This is a genomic window from Polaromonas sp. P3_B1, from assembly GCF_056402935.1.
This window is the reverse complement of the sequence record NZ_JBFUGK010000005.1, coordinates 137501-156102: the sequence shown is the minus strand read 5'-3', so window position 1 is coordinate 156102 and position 18602 is coordinate 137501. Positions and strand designations below refer to the sequence as shown.

The window sequence follows — 18602 nt, the reverse complement described above, 5'->3', positions numbered from 1 at the left end:
GGATTCACGGTCAGGCACGAAACGCAGCGCAACGACATCTTCTATTTATCCCTCTCCACAACAGGAAAAACCACAATCCGAATCGTTGCACGAGCCCCGCAACAAATCAAGGCATTAGTAGCTTTGCCTCAGGGGAGTACCTTCACGGTTTGCCAGGCCGAAACCACGGCCGTGTACTCTTTTGACTTACTGCCGAAGCGCGCGCCGGCCACGCGGCTTGTCGCCCGTGCCGCATCCAGGAAGTTGGCCTTGGGCTTGAGCTTGGCGAAGGCCTCGTACCAGATGAGCCCCGCCTTTTCCCAGGAGAAACCGCCTATTTTTTTGGCAACCAGGTAAAACGCATGGTTGGGAATGCCTGAGCTGTCATGAACGTCGGCGCCGTCAACGTATTGCTCCATGGTCTTGAACTGATCGTCGTCATACCAGGTGAGCTTGCGGTTGCCGGGGTCTTTCAGTGAGCGTATGGCCTTGCCGTGCTGCGGCGCGAGCATGTTCTCCCCGAGCAGCCAGTTTGCCTGGGCCGCCGTCTGGCCCAGATGCCATTGCTTGACCATGCTGCCCATCACATCGGAGAAGGACTCATTGAGGGCGCCGGCCTGGCCCTGCAGCATATGCGTCTGCTCCTCGAACTCGCGGTCCTTGCGCGCCAGCTTGACCACACCCAGCCCACCGGGAATCATGTGCTGGATCACGCCATGGGCCAGTTCGTGGGTGATGATGTCCAGCGCCTCGGTGAAGCCGCCCACGTTCTCGTCGCCGTCGCCATAAACCATCTGCTCGCCGGTCCACATCGCATTGGCGAAGTTCTTTCCGAAATGCACGGCGGACTCCACGCGCATGCTGCGGTCGTCAAGCGAGTCCCGCCCGAAGATCTGGTGGAAAAAATTCAGCGCGATGCCGGTGTTGTCATACACCTGGTTGACGCTGCGGTCCTTGACCGGCTTGTCGCCTTCGTGCCGCACCGGCTTGCCCGGCAAGTCGGTGTCGAAGCCGGCATTAAAAATACTGCGGCGGTAAGCCTGTGCAGGCATGAAGCCCTGGGGGGACTGGACCGTGCGGGGCACCACCGCCTGCTTGGCGCAGACATGGCGATGCGTGCGCAAGCGCATGCTGTGCTCGATGTGGCTGTCAATTCGCTGGCGCCCTTCCTCCCCGGATTTTTCGGCAAGCTTGCGAAAGAGTTTGGACGGGACGGCAAAACAAAAACAGCGGTAGGCGGGTTTCACGAATTCGGCCCTTCAGTGCGAAAAAAGCCGGGGCGCAAATGCCAACAGGCTCAAGCCGCCCGAATGCGGCACACTGAAGCCGATGGCACGGCAATCCACCAAACAAGGCTTGCCATAGGCTCCCGTGCCAATGCGAACGTCAGCGGCAGCGACACCGGTACGCCCAGGCACCCTTCGCAGCACCGCGCGCGTTGCCTGGCGCTGACGGCGCTCTTCGGGCGGGACGATGCCGGAATCCTGCCGCGGCAGGAAGTACGCAAGCGTCGAATAGCTCTTTTGCACGCTGAACCGTCCCAACGTGATGATCACACTGAAAAGAGGCAATAACAGGGCGCTGAAAAGCAGCCCGATGAGATATGCAGAGCCCACCCATCCGGCATCAACGATATCAATGCGCCCTTCCGACACGAGAGACAGAATCAGAAAAGGCAATATTTGAAACGGGAGGGAGCCTGTCGCTGAAAAAACACCGGCCCCAATTAGTACACGCAAAATTAATCCAATCTGAAATCCCGATGGTCTTTTCGCTCACCTGGCACCCTATCGCCTTCAGCACAGGATCAGAAGTTGAACACTGCGGACGATATTTTTCCCAAGGCGGCTAGCCCATCCGCGACATAGGATGGCGACGTTCATCGCAGTTTTTGTAGAAGGCAGCCGCAAAACGGACCTTTAGTGCATCAAAACCGCAGCTAAATGCAATCTACCATGGGTTTTGCTCAAGCATAGCAATTCCGATGTTTCTGTAGATAAAGCCGCGCACAGTATTTCCATTACCCGCGTTCTCCTCCAAAATGAGGAGGTAAAACTTTGTTACACCATTTACGATGAACCCCCTGACCGAATTACCTACCCACATGGGCCGAAGCACGAAGGTGCTGCTGGTCATGGATGTGGTGGAGTCCGTCAGGATCATGGAACAGGACCAAGATGATTTCGTACGGCGGTGGCAACAACTGGTGCAGCAGGCTGAGCAGCAAATTCTGCCGCTGCATGGCGGCCGCATCGTTAAAAGCCTGGGTGACGGGCTGATGCTGGAATTTGCCAATGCTCAAGGCGGGGTCAAGGCGGCGTTTGCCATGCAGCATTTCAGCCAGCAGGCCAATTCCGGCCTGCAGCCCGAGCAGCAGATGCATCTGCGTATGGGCGGCCACCTGGCCAGCTTCGTGGCCGACCAGCACGACATTTACGGTACCGACGTCAATCTGACTGCGCGCTTTTGTACGCTGGCGGGTCCCGGTGAACTGGTGGTAACGGCCGAGTTGCGCGACAACCTCACCGCCAATCTGGATGCCGACGTTGAAGACCTGGGTGAATGCCACCTCAAGCATGTTGAGAAACCCGTTCGGGCTTACCGCATAGGCCCAATCGGCGAGCATCCGGTCATCGCCCACGGCAACGCTGTGCGCCTCGACTTGCGGCCCACCATCGCGGTCATCCCATTTGCAATGCGAAGCACCGAGCCCGGACATGAAATGCTGGGTGAAGCACTGGCAGACGAGGTAATCGCCGCACTGTCCCGGACCTCGGAACTGCACGTCATCTCGCGGCTGTCCACGACGGTATTCCGCGAACGGCATGAGGCAATTGAGGACATCCGCACACACCTGGGTGCGACCTACATCCTCTCGGGCACCTGCCGCAGTGCGGGCACGCAGTTGGCGTTGTTTGTAGAGCTCATTGATGCCAAAACCGAGAAGCTGGTGTGGGCGGACAATCTCAAGGGGCAAGTACACGGCGTGTTTGCCACAGATGATGAGTTGATCTCCCGGCTCGTGGCGGCCATCAGTTCTTCCATCATGTCCCAGCAACTGCAACGTGCCCGTAGCCAGGCGCTGCCGACTCTGGATGGCTATACGCTGCTGCTGGGTGCTGTCGCGCTGATGCACCGCACAGGGTTTAGCGAATTTGACCGTGCTCGCGAGATGTTGGAACACCTGATTGATCGTAGCCGCCGGCATCCGATTCCTCACGCCTGGCTGGCCAAATGGCATGTTCTGCGGGTTCAACAAGGCTGGACCGAAAATGCAGAACTTGAGGCAAAGCGGGCACTCGATTGCACCAAGAGGGCGCTGGACTTCGAGCCGGAATGTACCCTGGCATTGACGGTTGATGGATTCGTTCACACCAATTTGCTAAAAGACTTTGATACCGCGACACAGCGCTATGAGCACGCTTTGTCGATCAATCCCAGCGAGTCGATGGCATGGCTTCTGATGGGAACGCTTCATGCGTTCAGGGGCGAGGGAGAAGTTGCACTCAAGGCCAGCGAAAGAGCCCTGGGCCTGTCCCCATTGGATCCGATCCGCTATTTTTACGATGCCTTGGCAGCTTCTGCCGCAATTTCAGCGGGAAGTTACCCGCGAGCCATTGAGTTGGCAAAGCGATCCCTGAGGGTCAACCGCACCCACACATCAACCCTGCGCGCTCTCGCAATTGCGCAGTCGCTCGATGGGCAAGTGGAAGAAGCCAAAAAGACCGTCACTCAGCTTCTGCTGCTGGAACCTACATTGACTGTGACCAGCTTTTTACAACGGTCCCCGAGTAGCCGATTTGAGATGGGGCGGATTTGCGCAGATGCACTGAGCGTCGCGGGCTTACCTGCATAGTTTTTTCATACAAATTAAGAGGAGAAGGAAGATGAGTATTAATGGTGGCTTTGGTGGCTTTGGTGGCTTCGGTGGCTTCGGTGGCTTCGGTGGTTTTGGTGGCTTCGGCGGTTTTGGCGCGCCGGACGCCAATCCCATGCTGGCCGATGGCATGACAAAAAGCAGCGCGGCCCTCGCAGGGCCATTCCAGGGGCCGACCCTGCCGGTCAACCTTCCCCTTCCCATCGACAAACCGGACCGGCTGGCCCAGTGGGCGGCTGAGCGGCGCCTGCAGGTCTGCGCGCTTGAACTGATGGGTGGCCTTCACTTCGGTGTTCACCAGGCGCGCGAGTCGGTCACCCTGGGGTTTGTGGACCTCAACAAGAAACCGCTCAAGGATCATGCCATTGTTCGCCTGGCTCGTCCCACGGCTAAGGTGTTCAAACAACAGGTAGGGCTAGTAGCCAACTATGCTGAGCTGCGTGAAGACCGCGGCAGCGAAATCCTGAGCCAGATGACGCCCCAGGTTCCCTATTGGGGATCCATCGTGGGCCTGCAGCCGCACCGCCATAAATGGACGCTGGAGCTGATCGCCTTGACATTGGCGCTCACGTCCGACGTGGAGATGCGCTTCAAGCACGCCTTCGCCTGCCCGCGTCCCATGGAGCTGTCGCCGCAGATCCAGCCCATGATTGACACCCCCGGCCATGCCAGTTGGCCCAGCGGGCATGCCACCGAAGCCTTCGCCGTCGCCACGGTGCTGCTGGCCCTGCTTGAAAACGCCAACGGCACCGGGGCCAAATACCGGGAGCAACTGGAGCGGCAAGCGGCGCGCATCGCGGTGAACCGCACGGTGGCAGGCCTGCACTACCCGGTGGACAGCGCCGTGGGCCGGCTGCTCGGTACCGCGCTGGGCGAGTTTTTCGCGGCGCGCTGCCTTGGCAGCAACCAGCTGCATGAACGCGGTTTCGACGGCCGCAAGTTTCACGATCCGCAGGGCAACGTTATCGATTTCGACCTGCGTGTCCCCATGGATGACAACCACAGCGGCTACTACCAATACCTCACCAGGATCGGTACCGTGGCAGCCTCGCCGCTGCTGGCCTTTATGTGGTCCAAGGCGGCCAAAGAGTGGGAACCCCTGAAGTAAGGACACCCATGACCTGGCAAAAACTCCCCAAGGGCGGCTTCACCGGCATTGACTGGGCCAAGCCGGACGCGACGAAAGGCTTCGATCCCTACCTGGTATGGGCCGAGACCGACAGCTTCGCGGGCTATGGCGGTACACAGCCGAAGTGGCTTGCCGTGGCGATTGAACTGAACCCCGGCGTCAGCATCGCCCAGTTCATAAGCGCTGCCTCGCCGCAATGGCTGCATGTGCCGCCGGTATACACCTCCAGTGTCGCGCCGGTGGGGCTGCGCTACTGCACGGCCCGCGTCAAGCCGGCGTTCTTCAAGCACATCCAGCCTGGCGGCAGCCTGCATGCGCTGGTCAGGCGGCTGGAACTGGGTTTGGCCGCCGGCCTTCACACGGAAGGCCCGGGCTTCATCGGGACGACGGCCGGCGCCCCGCCTCCACTCAAGGGCAAGGTCATGGCGCTGATCGACGACGGGCTGGCTTTTGCGAATGCCAGCTTCTTGCACAAAGGCAAGGCGCGTACGCGCTACTTTTGGCGGCAGGACGGCAAAGGCGTAGGCCGATCGCCCGCTGGCCTGGGTTACGGCCATGAGCTGACGGCCGCCGACATCAACCACGCGATGCAGCAGCGCAGCTACAACGGCTTGGTGGACGAAGGCGAGGTGTACCGGCATTTCAAGCTGGAAGCACTGCAAAAGCGCGTCAGTCACGGCACGCATGTGCTGGACCTGGCTTGCGGCCCGCGCACGCTGATGGCGCAGATGGCCGATCTCCCGCCCGGCTTTGACGGGCCGGCCAGCTGGGCCCTGGCCGATGACGATGCCAGCCGCAGCGACATCATCGCGGTGCAGCTGGACTACGACACTGTGGCCGATACTTCGGGTGGCTCGATGAACGTACACGTCCTTGATGGATTGATGTATGTTCTTTCCCGCTGCGCGCATGATGCGAAAATCGTGACCAACATCAGCTTCGGCACCCTGGCCGGGCCGCATGACGGGAGTTCACTGCTGGAAGCGGCGATGGACCAGCTGATCACGCTGTGCGGCCAGCGGCTGCGGATCGTGCTGGCGGCAGGCAACAGCTACCAGTTGCGCACGCACGCCAACGTAACCTTGGCAAAAAATGAGCACGCAGTACTGCACTGGCGCGGGCAACCCGATGACGCCACCGAAAACTTCCTGGAGCTATGGCTGCCGCCGCAGGCTCATGGCATCCGGATAGAGATCACGCCACCTGGACAGGCTGCACTGCCGGCCCTGGGGTTCGGCGAGTCCCGCATGTGGACGGGCAACGGCACGCAGCCGCTGTGCGCGCTGATTTACCCCAAAAGCGTGGCAACCGGCACACACGGCACTTGCGCGCTGATCGCTTTGGCACCCACCTTCAGTTTCGACAAGGGTGTCGCCACGGCCCCTAGCGGCGTGTGGCAGATCAAGCTGACCAACACGAAGCCGGGCAAGGTCACGATAGACGCCTATGTGGAACGTGACGACGTGGTGACCGGTGCACGAGGCGGGCGCCAGTCGCACTTTGAAGACACGCTGTACGACATGAGCGGCAACCCGGGCTCTTTCGTGGATCACCCCGACAATCCGACCTTGATCCGGCGCAGCGGCAACTTCAACAGCGTTGCCACCGGGCGCAAGACGGTGTCCGTGGGCGGCACGCGGATCGTGGGGTCGCATTGGGCGCATTACTCCCCGCAGAAGCCTGACCCCGATGCAAGCAGGCCAGAGCGTCCCGGCGTGGTGAAGACCCCCAGCACCGCGGCGTTCAGTGATGAAAATCCCATCATGACGGGGGTTCGGGCTGCAGGCACCTACAGCAGTTCGGCGGTCCGGCTGAGGGGCACCAGTGACGCAGCGCCGCAGGAAACGCGGCGGATCTTCAACGCGATATAAGACGCCTTCGCCGCTACCAGCGGCTGGGCAGTTTCTTGAGCAGGGTGATGCGCTTGGTGCCCATTTCGATGTAGCCGCCCTTTTCAAGGTCTTTGAGCAGACGGCTCACCATCTCGCGCGAGGCACCGACGCGGCTGGCGATATCCTGGTGGGTGATCGCCTCCAAGGTGACTCCCTCGGCGGTATCGCGGGTCGCGACGTCGTCGTGGGCTTCCAGCACGGCAATCAATCGCCCATACACATCAAGCAACGCCATATTGCGGGCGGCTTCCGTGGCGGTGCGGGCGCGGCGGATAACCTGAACCACCAGATTGATGGCGAATCCTGGCTCATAAACCAAGTGCTCGCTCACTTCCGCGCGGCTAAGCACGGCGCAGGTGCAGGGCTCCAGGGTAATGACCGAGGCGGAGCGCGGTCCGCCGTCCAGGGACATCTCGCCAAAGTAATCGCCCGAATGGATTCGGCCGTAGGTGATTTCACGGCCGCTTTCGTCCATGGAAAACACCTTGACGCTGCCTTTGAGCAGGACGTAGAGGCTGTCCCCGATTTCCCCCTCGTTGATGACGACCGCCTTCTTGGGGTAACTTCGCACCGCGCCGCGCATGGCGAGGGTACGTAATTCGGGGGTCAAATGGGCGTAAAGATCTTCTTCGGGAGGTGTGTGCGGACTCATGATGAGTCGTAATCTAGCACGTTGCCGCCCCCTGCGGCTATCAATGAACTTGTCCGAGCGGCAAGGGGGCGATGGGTGGCAAAATCGCCACGCGGTTGATCAGTTCCCGGACACCGCTGGAAGCGGTCTTGGCGCACAGGCTGCGCACGTGGCTGCGCACGGTGGAGACCGCGACTTTCATCTGAACGGCGATCTCGGGCGTGCTCAGGCAGCGGCACAGGAGTACCAGCACTTGCTCCTCGGTGTGGGTGAGGCCGTGGTTGCGGGCGAATGCGCCGAACACGCCGGACTCGCTCACTCCAACGCGCGACAACACGAGCGCGATCCGGTCGCACGGGATGCCCGCCTGGTGCTGAAGCGGAATCAGGGCCAGGGTGAAGTCCGCGCCCTCGCCCGCGAGTTTGAGCAGGCCGCGCTTGCCGGCAACGGCCTTGCCCATGGCACTCTGGAAGGCTTTTGCATCGGCCGGGGCAAGAACCCTCAACTCCCCCTGCTCCGCATCCAGCACGACGGCGCGGCCGAGCTCGCGCCGGGCGGCCTGGTTGGTGTGGAGTATTTTTCCATGGGCGGTGACGAGAAGCACCCCGTGGGCGAGCTCATCCACAAGGAAAGCCAGCAACGCAGGCACCGAGTCGGTGTCGTCCAGGGGAAACGGAGGCACGGCCCCCAGAAAGGCGGCATTGGTCTGTGCAAATAAGGTCACGGGAGGCGCTCCATCCTACAAATAGATGAAGACGAGCATAAAAAGCCTTGCCCAATGTAGATAGTGAATATGCCGGGTCATTCTTGTGAGAAATTCACATAAGCTCACCCCTGCCGCCGATTCGGTGCGAATGGGCTGGGCCGCCGTTCAGCCCCGGTCGTTTTCCAGCATGGCCAGGGTGGCCTCCATGACCTGGGGCAGGAAGGCCATCTGCACATGCGCGGCTCCGCGAACCAGGCGGTTGTCGGCCCCGGGCAAGGTGGCGGTGGAGGTCGGGAACACGATGTTGTCGCAGTTGGAGTACCAGCACGTGAACAAGGCATGGCGGTTCGCCGGCATCCCGTGATCCAGCTGCGTTTGCCAATCGGACTGCAGCCGCATCTGGCGGCCGTTGTGACCGTGTCCGAAACGCGCCAGCCAGGTTCCGCGGTGCGGCGTGCCTATGGTCACCACGTGGAAGACACGGGCCTCCGCCCGCATGCGCTTGAGCCAGGCACGCGCGGCCAGCCCGCCCATGCTGTGGCACACCAGCAGCGGCGGCAGCCCCGTGGCCTCGGTGACCCGCCGGACGGCCTCATCGACCTGCTGCGCATAGTCATCGATGGAGCCGAACACGGGTTCGAGGTTTACGGCGACGAAGGCTCGCCCATCGGCCTGAACGCGTTGCAACCAGGGTGTCCACAAACCGCGGTTGCAAAAAAAGCCGTGCACAAACACGACGCCGCGGCGCCCATGAACGGAGGCGGGAGGTGCAAGCTGGTCCGGCACCACATTCATGCGAAAGGGCTGGCGCCAGCAGAATACGCGCGGCGCCGTTACAGTTTCGCCCCACCAGGCGCGCAGCACTTCCATCCAGGTGGGTTGCGGCGCCGGGTCCTGCTTGTTGACCTGATGAAGAAAGATGAATTCGAGCGCCAGGAAAGCGGTGTAACCCAACGTGATAAGCCCGAAGCCCGCGATCGCCAGCACCGGCGAGCCGGCGTAAAACCAGAACAGCCAGCCAAAGGCCGCGGCAGCCAGGCACAGGGTGATGAGTCTTTGTAGGTGGGCCAGCATGGGTCAGGCAGAGGGGCAGGAAGCGGTACCAGACCGCAGTATCTCAGGCCAGTGTGACACTGCGGCCCGAGAGCCTGGCGGCCAGCCCCTGCGCCAGGCGGTTTACGATGCCATAGATGGACAGCTGCGGATTCGCGCCTATGCTGGTGGGGAACAGCGAGCCGTCGTGGACGGACAGGTTCTCGAGCTGCCAGTGCACGCCGTCCGGCCGCGTAACGCCCTGGCGTTCGCTGCCGGCAAGGCCGCAGCCGCCCATGACGTGGGCGCTCACCACCTTGGTCAGCAGCGGCTTCATGGGCAAGGCATTGACCGCATCACGGGCCTGCGCCCACGAGGTGTAGGGCTGGGCCATCTCGTGCAGCGGCAGCACCTGTTTTGCACCTGCCGCGAACTGGATTTCCATCATCGACAGCAACGCCCTGCGCCCGCCGTCCATGACGTAGTCCGTCAGCGGATAGTCCAGCACGGCGGAGTTGTCGCTGCGCAGCTTGACATGCCCGCCCCTGGACTCGTCATGGAAGCCGTCCCGAAGCAACGCCAGCAAAGTGTGGTTGTAGGGAAAAGATCTGAGCAGGTCGTGCTGGCCCTGGCCGAAGCCCGGCACGGTCGACGCAAAGATCACGGGATGCAGCGGCGGTGCTTCGAGCTTGTAGCCGATGGGCCCGTCGATCGCCTGGGTTTCCAGGAAATGATCGGAGTAGATGGTTTGCGGCGCGCCGCTCCAGGCTTCCACCTTTTGCTCGAACACGCTCGAAGACATGACCACCGGATGCAGAAAGGTCCGGGCGCCCAGGACGCCATGCGGGTCTGGCGCCTGCGAGCGCAACAACACGGCCGGCGAGTTGATCGCGCCGCCAGCGAGCACATAGTGTTTGGCAACGATTCTGATGGTGTCACCCGCCGACCCGGCATGCGCACCCAGGTTACGGCACTGCAGCGCGGTAACCCTGCCGTTTGCCATTTCGAAGCGTTCGGCGCGGGTTTCAGTCAGCAACTGGGCGCCCTTGTCGAGCGCAGATGGGATGGTGGTGACCAGCATCGACTGCTTGGCATTGGTCGGGCAGCCCAAGCCGCAGGAGCCGAGGTTCCAGCAGCCCTTCACATTGCGCGAGATGGCCGACGCGGAAATGCCCAGCTTGGCCGCGCCCCTGCGCAACAAATCGTTGTTCTCATTGGGCGGCACCAGCCAGGGCGTGATGTTCAGGCGTTGCTCCGCCTGCGCAAAATAAGGGGCCAGCGCTTGCGTTGTATAGCCGTCCAGCCCAAACCGGTCTTGCCAGAATTGAAGCGTGGAGCCCGGCGTGCGAAAGGAACTGGTCCAGTTCACCGTGGTGGAGCCGCCCACACAGCGCCCCTGCAGGATGTTGATGGCCTTGTCTTCAGTCTTGCGTGCCGCGCTTTCCTGGTACAGCGAGGGATAAGCCTCGGACTCTTTCTGGTTGAAATCGCTGCTGCTTTTGAGCGGCCCCTCTTCAACAATCACCACCTGCAGGCCGGCCTTGGCGAGCACCTCGGCCGTGACGCCCGCACCCGCGCCGCTGCCGATGATGGCGACATCGCACGTGAGTGTGCCGGGCACCGGTGCCAGCACGCCACCCATGACTTTCCAGCCGCGCGCGATGCCCTCGCGGATAGGATCTTTCAGTTGGCTCATGCTGCTTGCGATGCTTTCAAATTTTCAGAGGACCGGGGTACCCCAGCAGCGGCCAGCTCGCCGGATCGGAGAAATACGCACCCGCGGTGATGTCATGCAATGCTGCGTAAGCTTGCTGCCGCAATGCCAGCCCGGACAGGCGCATGCCCTGGAGAGATTGCTGGATGGCGGTGACTGACGCCTGCTGCCACGGTTCACCCAATCCCGCCAGCGCGCGCCGGCCGGCGGCGCTCGCCAGCAAAGCCAGCAGTTGCGACAGTTCGGCCTGCGCATGCGGCGGCAAGGACTGCACCAGCACGTCAACCCGGCTGAGCAGGCCGTTCAATGCGATTTGCCTCGCGCCTTCATCGGCCGGCAGCGTTTTATCGAGCACGGCCCGACCGACCGCGGAAAACACCTCACGCCCGGAAGCGCTCAGCCTGCCGCCGTCGAGACCGGGCTGCAACAGCGCGGCCGCGCCGCCGGCGACCAGCAACACCGCCGCCGACGCTGCGCCGAGCTTGAGAAGCGTTCGTCTTTGCATCCTCGAAGTTTCGCACGCGCATTTCGGTTTCAATAGGGGCCCGTACCTAGATAAACTCCGGGTTTGTATGGACGCTTCCGCTCAACAAATACACGACGCACTGGAGACAGTGGCGAAGCTTCGCCAGTTGCACAGGGCCGACGCCGCACTCGGCCGCGCCAGCGCAGAGGTCAAACGCTTCCAGGCACGGCGCTTTCAGGCCACCTACTCCGATCTGCTGCACAGCCATCGGTACAAGACGGCGGCGGCGTTTTTCCTGCATGAGCTTTACAGCGACAAGGACTACGCCGAACGCGACCAGCAGTTTGCGCGCATCGCCGGCACCATCGCCAAGCTTTTTCCGCAGCCGGTGGTCAACACTGCCGCGGCGCTGGCTCAAGTGCACGCGCTGACGGAACAACTCGACGACCTGATGGCCCGCGAGTGGCTAAAGGACTCCGAGGCCATCCCCCAGAGCGACGAGTGCGCACGCTACATCCGCTGCTGGCGCCGCGTCGGCGACATCGCCGCCCGCAAGCGGCAGCTCGAGGTGGTGCTTCACCTGGGGCAGGAGCTTGACCACCTCACCCGGATGTTCGGGCTTCGCACACTGCTCAAAATGATGCGCGGACCTGCGGCCGCCGCCGGGTTGAACTCGCTGCAGCATTTTCTGGAGAGCGGCTTCGATGCCTTCGCCAACATGCGCGGCGCGGGCGAGTTCCTCAAGGTGATCAAAGACCGCGAGACCGCGTGGATCCACTCCCTGTTTGAGGACGATGCTGTCACCTGCGAGACCAGATTAAGCCATTTGCTCGCTGCCGGCCCCTGATATCGCGCCCGCATTAGGACAAGCCCCATACGGATTCCACCACACGGCTCCCACAATGAGCCGCAAGGAGTTTGTATGAACAAGCATTGGCTCAAGAGTTATCCCGAAGGTGTCCCCCACGAAATCGACACCGAGCAATTCCGCTCGCTTAACCATCTGCTGGAGGACTCCTTCAAGAAGAACGCGGCCAAGCCTTTCTCGGTGTGCATGGACCGCTGGATGACTTACGGACAGCTTGATGAACTCTCGTCGTCACTGGGCGCCTGGCTGCAGAGCCTGGGGCTGGAGCCGGGCGGCCGCGTGGCCATCATGCTGCCCAATGTGCCGCAATTCGCAGTCACGATGGCAGCCATCCTGCGCGCCGGCTACACCTGCGTGAACGTCAATCCGCTGTACACCGCGCGCGAACTGGAACACCAGTTGCGCGACTCCGGTGCGACGGCTATCGTCATCCTTGAAAACTTCGCCGCCACCTTGGCGGAGGTGATCGAACGCACCCCGGTGAAGAACGTCGTCATGGCCTCCATGGGCGACCTGCTGGGGTTCTGGTACGGCCAATGGATCACCTTTGCGGTGCGTCATCTTGCCAAGCTCGTGCCGGCGTATAAGTTGCCTTTGAACGACGGACGCGCCGTCACTACCTTCAATCGCGCGATAGCGGAAGGAAGCCGCCTGGTGCTCAAGCCCACGCAAAGCACGCTGGACTCCATTGCTTTTCTGCAGTACACCGGTGGCACCACGGGCCTGTCCAAGGGCGCGGTGCTCACCCATCGCAACATCGTTGCCGCGATTCTGCAGGCGGAGGCATGGTTCACGCCGGCCTTGAAACGCGTGGGCGACGTGAGCAGGACCAACAACATCGCGGCCTTGCCGCTCTATCACATCTTCGCGCTGACGCTGTGCCTGCTCACCATCCGCTGGGGTGCGCACCTGACGCTGATTCCCAACCCGCGCGACTTCGGCAAGTTCATCGAGGTTCTCAAGAAGCGGCCCTTTCACATGTTGCCCGCGGTCAATACGCTGTTCAATGCGTTGCTTCAGCATCCGCAGTTCAAAACCGTGGATTTTTCCAGCCTTTGCGTCTCTCAGGCCGGCGGAATGGCAGCATCAGAAGGCACGGCAAAACACTGGCTGCAGGTTACCGGTTGCCCCATGATCGAGGGCTGGGGCATGAGCGAGACCTGTGCGATCGGGACCAACAACCCGGTCATCAACAAAGAGTTCACCGGCACCATAGGCCTGCCCTTGCCCAGCATCGAAATTGCCATCAAAGACGATGACGGAAAGTCGCTTGCACCTGGCGAATCCGGCGAGATCTGTGTCAAAGGTCCGCAGGTGATGACGGGCTACTACCAGCAACCGGAGGAAAACAAGAAGGCCTTTACCTCCGACGGCTTTATGCGCACCGGCGATATCGGCATCATGGATGAGCGCGGCTACACCAAAATCATTGACCGGAAAAAGGACATGATCATTGTGTCGGGCTTCAACGTGTTCCCGAACGAGCTTGAAAATGTGATTTCCCTGTGTCCCGGCGTCGTCGAATGCGCCGCCATTGGAATCGCTGATGACAAACAGGGGGAAGCCATCAAGGTGTTTGTCGTCAAAAACGACCCCACACTGACCGAAGACGATCTGGCTTCCTATTGCAAGCAACATCTCACCGGCTACAAACGCCCCAAATACATCGAGTTTCGCGATGACTTGCCCAAAACCAACGTGGGGAAAATTCTCAGGCGTGAGCTACGCGCGTCGGCCTGAGCGTCTTTTCGCCGGAAAATGCTGATGGCCGCACCGGAATTGCCGCCTGGGCTGCACGTTTTCGAGCGCGGGTGGCTCTCCGCCAACAATATTTTGTTTACGGGTGGCGACGAAACCGTTCTCGTTGATAGCGGATATTGCACGCACGCGCCGCAAACACTCGCTTTGGTGGAGTCCGTCCTCGGCTCACGGCCGCTTGATGTTCTCATCAACACGCATTTGCACAGCGATCACTGCGGCGGCAATGCCGCTTTACAGGCGCGCTACCTGGACCTGCGCACACTGATTCCCCCCGGCCACGCGAAGCAGGTCACCGATTGGGATCCGGTGGCGCTGACTTATTTGCCGACTGGGCAGCTCTGTCCGCGTTTTGACTTTACAGATGCGCTCCGGCCAGGGAGCTCCATGCGTTTTGGAGCTGAAATGTGGCAGGTTCACGCGGCGCCGGGCCATGATCCACATTCGCTGCTGTTCTTTGAACCGCGGAGTCGTGTACTTATTTCTGCGGATGCGCTGTGGGAAAACGGCTTCGGGGTTGTTTTTCCAGAACTTGAGGGAGTAGATGCATTCTCAGAAGTCGCCGCGACCTTGGATTTGATCGAGCAATTAAGTCCCCGAGTCGTTATTCCTGGGCACGGTCGAGTTTTTTCGTATGCGCCCGAAGTACTTGCCCGCGCGCGGCAGCGGCTGGAGTCATTCGTCAACGATCCGTCGAGACATGCTCGGCACGCTGCGAAAGTGTTGCTGAAGTTCAAGTTGCTCGAAATCCAGCGGCGGGATTTTGACGAGTTCACAAAATGGGTTATGGAGACGCCCTATTTCATGCAAATCAAAGCCACGTTTTTTGGCAACGTATCCGATCGAATCTGGATAGATCAGCTCGTCGCGGATCTGGTCACAGCCGGCGCGGCGCGAAGAGACGGCAATTTTATTGCGAATGCTTGATCCCGCCAGGCGAACATGAGCAGTTCCACGGGTGCGTCTCCGGTCGACAGCGGGAACCATCCTCATTCTTCTCGTCCCCTGATCACCAGAACGAACAAAAAAGCCCGCACGGATTCGTGCGGGCTTTTTAATTAGCGTGTGACTTGGTAAACCACCACCTCATACTGGGTATGAAGCGCACAAAAGAAAACGCCCGGTTGATCAAAAATCAACCGGGCGTTCCTTGCTGTAAGAGCCTGACGATGTCCTACTTTCACACGGGAATCCGCACTATCATCGGCGCTAAGTCGTTTCACTGTCCTGTTCGGGATGGGAAGGAGTGGTACCAACTTGCTATGGTCATCAGGCATAACTTTTTGACAGATTGTTCATAGAACAACCCATCGAATTCATAGAGCAAATCAGCTTGTATTTAGATTCGCACAGCTGCTGGGCTGTGCTTTTTGAATGCGTCAACTTGGCATAACAACTTCGAATTAATCAAAGTTATAGGGTCAAGCCGCACGAGCAATTAGTATCAGTTAGCTTAACGCATTACTGCGCTTCCACACCTGACCTATCAACGTCCTGGTCTTGAACGACTCTTTAGGGGGCTCAAGGCCCCGGCAGATCTAATCTTGAAACGAGTTTCCCGCTTAGATGCTTTCAGCGGTTATCTCTTCCGAACTTAGCTACTCGGCAATGCCACTGGCGTGACAACCGATACACCAGAGGTTCGTCCACTCCGGTCCTCTCGTACTAGGAGCAGGCTTCCTCAAATCTGCAGCGCCCACGGAAGATAGGGACCAAACTGTCTCACGACGTTTTAAACCCAGCTCACGTACCTCTTTAAATGGCGAACAGCCATACCCTTGGGACCGGCTACAGCCCCAGGATGAGATGAGCCGACATCGAGGTGCCAAACACCGCCGTCGATATGAACTCTTGGGCGGTATCAGCCTGTTATCCCCAGAGTACCTTTTATCCGTTGAGCGATGGCCCTTCCATACAGAACCACCGGATCACTATGTCCTGCTTTCGCATCTGCTCGACTTGTCAGTCTCGCAGTTAAGCACGCTTATGCCATTGCACTATTAGCACGATGTCCGACCGTACCTAGCGTACCTTCGAACTCCTCCGTTACACTTTGGGAGGAGACCGCCCCAGTCAAACTGCCTACCATGCACTGTCCCCGATCCAGATAATGGACCTAGGTTAGAACCTCAAACACACCAGGGTGGTATTTCAACGTTGGCTCCATGCGATCTAGCGACCACACTTCAAAGCCTCCCACCTATCCTACACAGATCTGTTCAAAGTCCAATACAAAGCTACAGTAAAGGTTCATGGGGTCTTTCCGTCTTTCCGCGGGGAGATTGCATCATCACAAACATTTCAACTTCGCTGAGTCTCAGGAGGAGACAGTGTGGCCATCATTACGCCATTCGTGCAGGTCGGAACTTACCCGACAAGGAATTTCGCTACCTTAGGACCGTTATAGTTACGGCCGCCGTTTACTGGGACTTCAATCAAGAGCTTGCACCCCATCATTTAATCTTCCAGCACCGGGCAGGCGTCACACCCTATACGTCGACTTTCGTCTTAGCAGAGTGCTGTGTTTTTAATAAACAGTTGCAGCCACCGATTTTTTGCAACCTCATTGGGCTCCCCAAGTAAATGGTTCACCTACTAAAGGCACACCTTCTTCCGAAGTTACGGTGTCAATTTGCCGAGTTCCTTCTCCTGAGTTCTCTCAAGCGCCTTAGAATACTCATCTCGCGCACCAGTGTCGGTTTGCGGTACGGTCGTGTGTAGCTGAAGCTTAGTGGCTTTTCCTGGAAGCAGGGTATCACTCACTTCGTCTGCAAGCAGACTCGTTATCACCCCTCATCTAAGCCCGGCGGATTTACCTACCAGGCACGACTACAGGCTTGAACCAACATATCCAACAGTTGGCTGAGTTAACCTTCTCCGTCCCCACATCGCACTACACATCGGTACAGGAATATTGACCTGTTTCCCATCAGCTACGCATCTCTGCCTCGCCTTAGGGGCCGACTCACTCTACGCCGATGAACGTTGCGTAGAAAACCTTGCGCTTACGGCGAGGGGGCTTTTCACCCCCTTTAACGCTACTCATGTCAGCATTCGCACTTCTGATACCTCCAGCAGGGTTTACACCACCACCTTCACAGGCTTACAGAACGCTCTCCTACCACTTGCAATAAATTGCAAATCCGCAGCTTCGGTAACTGGCTTAGCCCCGTTACATCTTCCGCGCAGGACGACTCGATCAGTGAGCTATTACGCTTTCTTTAAATGATGGCTGCTTCTAAGCCAACATCCTGACTGTTATAGCCTTCCCACTTCGTTTCCCACTTAGCCAATTTTAGGGACCTTAGCTGGCGGTCTGGGTTGTTTCCCTCTTGAGTCCGGACGTTAGCACCCGGTGCTCTGTCTCCCAAGCTGTACTCATCGGTATTCGGAGTTTGCATTGGTTTGGTAAGTCGCCATGACCCCCTAGCCAAAACAGTGCTCTACCCCCGATGGTAATACTTGAGGCACTACCTAAATAGTTTTCGGAGAGAACCAGCTATTTCCAAGTTTGTTTAGCCTTTCACCCCTATCCACAGCTCATCCGCTAGTTTTGCAACACTAGTCGGTTCGGACCTCCAGTGCGTGTTACCGCACCTTCATCCTGGCCATGGATAGCTCACTTGGTTTCGGGTCTACACCCAGCGACTGATCGCCCTATTCGGACTCGATTTCTCTACGGCTACCCTATTCGGTTAACCTTGCCACTGAATGTAAGTCGCTGACCCATTATACAAAAGGTACGCAGTCACCCCTTACGAGGCTCCTACTTTTTGTAAGCACACGGTTTCAGGATCTATTTCACTCCCCTCCCGGGGTTCTTTTCGCCTTTCCCTCACGGTACTAGTTCACTATCGGTCAATGATGAGTATTTAGCCTTGGAGGATGGTCCCCCCATATTCAGACAGGATTTCTCGTGTCCCGCCCTACTTGTCGTTAGCTCAGTACCACAAGTCTCTTTTTGCATACGGGGCTATCACCCGCTATGGCCAACCTTTCCAGGCTGTTCTGCTAAGAGTCTTGCTATCACTAACAGGCTTCTCCGATTTCGCTCGCCACTACTTTCGGAATCTCGGTTGATGTATTTTCCTCGAGCTACTGAGATGTTTCAGTTCACCCGGTTCGCTTCGCACACCTATGTATTCAGTGAGCGATACCCCTAAGGGTGGGTTTCCCCATTCAGAAATCTCCGGATCAAAGCTAATTTGCCAGCTCCCCGAAGCTTATCGCAGGCTATCACGTCTTTCGTCGCCTATCATTGCCAAGGCATCCACCATGTGCTCTTATTCACTTGACCCTATAACTTTGATTTCTCAAGTTATCTTCAAGGAATGATGTCTGGTCTTTCACCAGACGCGTTATGCCGTATCTTTCAATATCCGGTTTGATCCGAAATTAAAAGTTTCTTTTGACGCAATCAAAAATCTCTAAATGTTGCTGGTGGCACGGTCTGCACTAAACCTTTACGAATGTGCAGTTTCCACCAGCAACGCTGATTTAACTCTATGAATTTTTAAAGAACAGCCAATAATTGAAATGAATCAATTAAC

At 58.9% G+C, this 18602-nt stretch carries 13 protein-coding genes and 2 rRNA genes; 6 read left to right on the top strand and 9 right to left on the bottom strand.

What is annotated here, in order from left to right:
- Positions 1–128: 128 nt before the first annotated feature.
- The gene (locus AC1DXS_RS04775; protein WP_477736422.1) at positions 129–1226 is read right to left on the bottom strand and encodes a M4 family metallopeptidase; all 1098 of its coding nucleotides are present in this window, start codon (positions 1224–1226) and stop codon (positions 129–131) included.
- A 12-nt stretch (positions 1227–1238) separates the two neighbouring features.
- Entirely contained in the window at positions 1239–1658 is a 420-nt protein-coding gene (locus AC1DXS_RS04770; RefSeq protein WP_477736421.1) for a 4'-phosphopantetheinyl transferase family protein, read from the bottom strand.
- 395 nt (positions 1659–2053) lie between these two features.
- On the opposite strand from AC1DXS_RS04770, the gene AC1DXS_RS04765 reads away from it, so the two are divergent.
- Genes AC1DXS_RS04765 through AC1DXS_RS04755 form a run of 3 tightly spaced genes read left to right on the top strand, consistent with a single transcriptional unit; the run spans position 2054 to position 6856 of the window.
- Positions 2054–3835, top strand: coding sequence for an adenylate/guanylate cyclase domain-containing protein (locus AC1DXS_RS04765; RefSeq protein ID WP_477736420.1), 1782 nt, complete (start codon positions 2054–2056; stop codon positions 3833–3835).
- Between the two features lie 31 nt (positions 3836–3866).
- A complete protein-coding gene (locus AC1DXS_RS04760; RefSeq protein WP_477736419.1) occupies positions 3867–4964 on the top strand; it encodes a phosphatase PAP2 family protein in 1098 nt (365 codons plus the stop codon).
- Positions 4965–4972: 8 nt separating this feature from the next.
- Positions 4973–6856, top strand: coding sequence for a S8/S53 family peptidase (locus tag AC1DXS_RS04755; protein ID WP_477736418.1), 1884 nt, complete (start codon positions 4973–4975; stop codon positions 6854–6856).
- Positions 6857–6869: 13 nt separating this feature from the next.
- Here the strand turns inward: AC1DXS_RS04755 and AC1DXS_RS04750 are convergent, their stop codons facing one another.
- The 5 genes from AC1DXS_RS04750 to AC1DXS_RS04730 all read right to left on the bottom strand — a co-directional run bounded on the left by AC1DXS_RS04750 (position 6870) and on the right by AC1DXS_RS04730 (position 11465).
- Positions 6870–7529, bottom strand: a complete 660-nt coding sequence (locus AC1DXS_RS04750) for a Crp/Fnr family transcriptional regulator (RefSeq protein WP_477736417.1) — start codon at positions 7527–7529, stop codon at positions 6870–6872.
- 40 nt (positions 7530–7569) lie between these two features.
- On the bottom strand, positions 7570–8232 hold the full coding sequence (locus AC1DXS_RS04745; RefSeq protein WP_477736416.1) for a helix-turn-helix transcriptional regulator: 663 nt from the start codon (positions 8230–8232) through the stop codon (positions 7570–7572).
- A gap of 147 nt (positions 8233–8379) precedes the next feature.
- On the bottom strand, positions 8380–9288 hold the full coding sequence (locus tag AC1DXS_RS04740; RefSeq protein WP_477736415.1) for an esterase/lipase family protein: 909 nt from the start codon (positions 9286–9288) through the stop codon (positions 8380–8382).
- Between the two features lie 43 nt (positions 9289–9331).
- A complete protein-coding gene (locus tag AC1DXS_RS04735) occupies positions 9332–10942 on the bottom strand; it encodes a GMC family oxidoreductase (RefSeq protein ID WP_477736414.1) in 1611 nt (536 codons plus the stop codon).
- Between the two features lie 16 nt (positions 10943–10958).
- Complete coding sequence (locus tag AC1DXS_RS04730; RefSeq protein ID WP_477736413.1) at positions 10959–11465, bottom strand: hypothetical protein; 507 nt, start codon at positions 11463–11465, stop codon at positions 10959–10961.
- Between the two features lie 67 nt (positions 11466–11532).
- On the opposite strand from AC1DXS_RS04730, the gene AC1DXS_RS04725 reads away from it, so the two are divergent.
- The 3 genes from AC1DXS_RS04725 (at position 11533) to AC1DXS_RS04715 (ending at position 14979) form a co-directional block, all read left to right on the top strand.
- Positions 11533–12273 (top strand): DUF8198 family protein, encoded by a 741-nt coding sequence (locus AC1DXS_RS04725; RefSeq protein ID WP_477736412.1) that lies wholly within the window; start codon positions 11533–11535, stop codon positions 12271–12273.
- 75 nt (positions 12274–12348) lie between these two features.
- Positions 12349–14034, top strand: a complete 1686-nt coding sequence (locus tag AC1DXS_RS04720; protein ID WP_477736411.1) for an AMP-binding protein — start codon at positions 12349–12351, stop codon at positions 14032–14034.
- 24 nt (positions 14035–14058) lie between these two features.
- On the top strand, positions 14059–14979 hold the full coding sequence (locus tag AC1DXS_RS04715; RefSeq protein WP_477736410.1) for an MBL fold metallo-hydrolase: 921 nt from the start codon (positions 14059–14061) through the stop codon (positions 14977–14979).
- A gap of 234 nt (positions 14980–15213) precedes the next feature.
- Here AC1DXS_RS04715 and rrf read toward each other — a convergent pair.
- Positions 15214–15326, bottom strand: a 5S ribosomal RNA gene (gene rrf / locus AC1DXS_RS04710).
- A 143-nt stretch (positions 15327–15469) separates the two neighbouring features.
- Positions 15470–18349 (bottom strand): 23S ribosomal RNA (locus tag AC1DXS_RS04705).
- Positions 18350–18602: the final 253 nt, after the last annotated feature.